A 4,058-nucleotide genomic window follows, 5' to 3' on the forward strand; every position below is an offset into this window, starting at 1 on the left:
ATACCAATAACCAACGGCCTGAAAAGTACCATGGTGCCGGTCAGGGTAATTCGCAGGGAAATGGTGCAATTGCCGAGCGGCACTTTTGATGCCTACTTGCTGGAGCCTGAAACCACCCGCCTTGGAGGGGTATTCAGAAAAAGCAAGAATCCTAAGATTCAGGTGTGGTTGTCAGCTGACAAAAGACGACTTCCGGTAAAAATCAAGATCAAAGTCCTTCTCGGCAGCATCATTTGTGAACTCACATCTTTTGAGGAGCACTAATTATGGATATTTCTATATCAGGCACGCCTGTAATTTGAAATAGCCTAGTTCAAGAAAAGCGTTGCCAGGTATTCACATAGAAAAGTGATGAAACAGGGTCTGCCGGTAGACATGATGACAACCAACTCATTATAAAAACAAGAAGAACCTCGACTCAGTGCCGGTATTTCATACGGTTCAATTAAACGCGATCTAGTATCTGACTTCCAATTCCATCACAGGAGTGGAAAATTAGGGCATGGTGGTTGTCAGATGCTGATCAACCCGCTCAAACAGCTTGAGTTCCTTAACAAAACGAACCGCAATACCTTCATTCTCCAAATCTGTTCTGACAATAACAGCTGTTCCCTGCAGGGCAATAGTCGAATCATGACCAGAAAAATCAGGTGGGATGAAGAGCGTGATGGTCATCAACTGGTGGGGTTGGAGATCTTTCCAGTCAGCAGTTTTTATGAATGCGCCACCTTGCCCTAAATTTTCTGTTACTCCCCATACACAAACATGTGAATCATCCGCTCTAAGAGTTGTGTCAAAGCGTTGTTTAAGTCGAAGATATACCCGGCGATCGTCGCTTTCCATCGAGAAAACGGCCCAATAGGCTATGCTATAGCCTCAAGGAGTTGAGAATCTGTCAGATACACTTCCCTTCCTGGTATGGTAAGCCCATATTGCAGACGTGATGTCGGGGTCTTCATGTGGCAGTTGTTTCTGCCGAACAAGCGGTGTCTCTCTCATGCACCCAAACCGGATGGAGACTTTGAACAAAAAGCATACAGCTAGTACACTTTTGTTCGCTCTCCACCAACTCTTGTGAACTAAGAAGTTGAGAGACCAGATACACTCTAGCCATCTCCTCGATGTGGGGGCACATGAGGCGACGCAGTGTTAAACAGGAATTTAGCCTATCATTCAGCACAGAGCCCTCACCTGCTCCCTTCTCGAGAAGCCATCTTTCTAGAATAGCTCTCCAGGGAATAATTGAAATCAAATCCTGGAGCAAACTCACTAGAGCCCTCCAAAACTGATGTATTGTAATGCAATACAATACATAAAGTCAAACATTATTTTAAGCTCGGGTCTTTTTTTAGCTGCTTCGTTAAATTACCCCTCCCCTGGTGGTCTGCCAGGAGCTCAGTCGAGTCGGAGGGGGTTAGGAGGAGGGGCATAAGATTTGCTCGCTATAGATTTAGTCGACATTTTGCGTGCGAGCCCTTTAGGTCAGGGATTTTCTGGCGAGGAGTTCCTCTGAAATACTATCAATTATAATATACTATGATATAGCCTCGTGCTATAAAATGCTCAAATGTAACGCCTTCTTTCAATGCCCCTTCTTCTATCGTTTCCAGTTCTTCGCTCAGAGTCTTGGTTAGCACTAAGATTATTCATGCGCCTTTCGACGCCTGAGCGCCTGTCTCGGCCACACCGTCTATCCCACGGACCGCGCCTTCTTTCCACCCCGCCATTGATAAAGTAGTCGAGATCGTGAGCCTGACGCCGGTCCCACTGGTATCTCTTGGTGGTTCCTTGCCTTACCAAGCCCTGACTCATCTATCCGCACTCTTTCGAGACGAAAAGCATCTCCCCCAGCACGTGCTATATCCTAGTCTGCAGCAGCATACGCAGGTGTTCTGTTCAGACCTGGAATAGAATAATCAGAAGAATCTTCCCCCGAGAGGAGACAATACGGAAGTTTCTCCATGTATACGTGCAATTGCTTGCATGAACCAGCACACTCACTCTTGTCTTTATTAAGACGTTCACACTGGAAGCATGGGCTCCGCTGCTTTCTCATGATGTTTCTCCCTGTGTTCGAGAAGCAGATACCATCAGTCAACCACTCTTTTTTGGGGTCGCCATCCTTTCTCTTTAGTCAAAGGTCGTGCCAAAGCAGTGTATTTCATTATTTCTTATCATTTCAGATACTAATACAACAGATCATAAAAAGGTCAGGTGAGCTGATGGGTAGAGAAAGTCTCAAAAGAGGAAACTAACTACCATTTGTGAGGACAACCTTTACCAGGGCCTACTGGACGGCCTTTCCACAAATTCATGCAGTATAAGATGAGGTTCATCGCGGCTGGATCCTGCTCAAACAAAGAAGGTGCTGGGTTCTTGGCGCAGGGTGCAGGTCGAAGAGAAAAATCTGAAAAGAACTCTTGCGGGATGTTCTTCAGTCAGAATTGAACAAAAGGCAACCCAGAACGCCTAGTCTTTCCTCGTCAGGGAATCTCGTTCTAGATTAGACATGGGAGACGCACACCTCAAAGGAGGGGCATACTGTGGTAAACGACCGCAGGCGTATCCATATCGCTGCCTAGGCTGAGCCCCGGCCAGACACAGACCGCCCCATCCTGTGGCAGGAAAGAAATTTATTTGAGCAAAGGGGCCGCGGTCAATGACCACAACTACAACCGCATTTAAGCAGCCTCGAGCTCCTCTGCTGTCGCCACTATTTTTTCCCAGGCGCTGCGCACATGGTGTTCTTTTGTGTGCGTCTGACCCACACAAAACCTCAGGACAAAATTGTCGCTGAGAGTTGTGTGAGTGAGGTAGAGAGCCCCGCTCTCGTTGAGGTGCGTCAACAAACGCCGGTTCAATTCATCTCCGCCCACATGACGAAAACAGACCAGGTTCAAGGGCGCTGGAGCAGCCAGTTCAAACCTGTCTGACTGTTCGACCCAGCCGGCAAATTCCTGAGCCAGCTGCACGTGTCGTCTCACATGATGACGCAAACCTTCTATGCCATAGTAACGAATGACAAACCACAGCTTCAGGGCTCGAAAGCGTCTGCCCAGGGGAATCTGCCAGTCGCGATAATCAAATACTTCGCCTGACTCGGTCGCCTGGTTGCGCAGATATTCAGGCAAAATGCTCAGTGATCTTATGAGCACTTCCCGATTTGCCAGGTAGAAACAGTCACAGTCGAAGTTGGTAAACATCCACTTGTGTGGATTGAAGCAGTAGCTGTCCGCCAACTCCAAGCCCTTGTGGATGTGGCGAAACTCAGGGCATACTGCTGCAGTGCCAGCCATGGCACCATCGACATGAAGCCACAAGCCTTCATCTTGACAGATGCGGCCTATTTCAGGCAGTGGGTCGATAGCATTCGAAGATGTAGTTCCCACCGTAGCGCAGACAAAGCACGGCATAAGTCCTGCCTGCCGGTCCTGGTCAATTTGCCTGGCGAGCGCTTCGGGTCGGAGGGCAAATCGATCGTCCACCTCCAGCAGCCTCAGATTCTGTCGTCCGAGTCCGGCAATTTTTACTGCCTTTTCTATGGAGGAATGGACCTGGCTAGAAGCATAGGCAACAAGCCGGCCATCACATCCCTGCTCGTTGCTGGCAAAATCTGTTGCTCGCTCTCGTGCTGCCAGCAGGGCGCAGAGAGTGGCACTCGAAGCCGAGTCCTGGATCACCCCGCCTCCTGGTCCATCGGACCTGAACTTGCCGGGCAAGTCAAGCATATCCACCAGCCAATCGAGCACGTGCGTCTCCAGTTCCGTACATGCAGGACTGGTGGACCAGAGCATGCCCTGTACTCCCAGACCAGCAGAGAGCAGCTCCCCAAGGATTGAAGGACCAGAGGTGTTTGCCGGGAAAAAGGCGAAAAAGTTGGGTGATTGCCAGTTGGTGAGCCCGGGCACTATAATATCCTGCACATCCCTGAGAATTTCTTCGAAAGGCTCTCCCTCAGCTGGCGGCGAGGCAGGCAGAGAAGCGCGAATTTGCCCGGGCTTTACCCGGGACAGGACAGGCAGTTGTTCCACTTGTTGATGGTAATCTGCAATCCAGTC

Annotated in this window: 4 protein-coding genes; 1 reads left to right on the forward strand and 3 read right to left on the reverse strand. The window is 49.4% G+C overall.

Annotated features, from left to right (window positions below; translation table 11 throughout):
• A partial coding sequence (locus tag JRI89_16885; GenBank protein ID MBW2072906.1) for a DUF3108 domain-containing protein occupies positions 1–264 on the forward strand: 264 nt, incomplete at its 5' end.
• A 231-nt stretch (positions 265–495) separates the two neighbouring features.
• Here JRI89_16885 and JRI89_16890 read toward each other — a convergent pair.
• The 3 genes from JRI89_16890 to JRI89_16900 all read right to left on the reverse strand — a co-directional run.
• Positions 496–843: a PilZ domain-containing protein gene (locus JRI89_16890; protein MBW2072907.1), complete on the reverse strand. Its 348-nt coding sequence runs from the start codon at positions 841–843 to the stop codon at positions 496–498.
• A gap of 720 nt (positions 844–1,563) precedes the next feature.
• A complete protein-coding gene (locus JRI89_16895) occupies positions 1,564–1,812 on the reverse strand; it encodes a hypothetical protein (protein ID MBW2072908.1) in 249 nt (82 codons plus the stop codon).
• An 869-nt stretch (positions 1,813–2,681) separates the two neighbouring features.
• The coding region (locus JRI89_16900; GenBank protein MBW2072909.1) for an aspartate aminotransferase family protein at positions 2,682–4,058 on the reverse strand (1,377 nt) is incomplete at its 5' end.

The organism is Deltaproteobacteria bacterium (assembly GCA_019309045.1).
Classification (GTDB): domain Bacteria; phylum Desulfobacterota; class Syntrophobacteria; order BM002; family BM002; genus JAFDGZ01.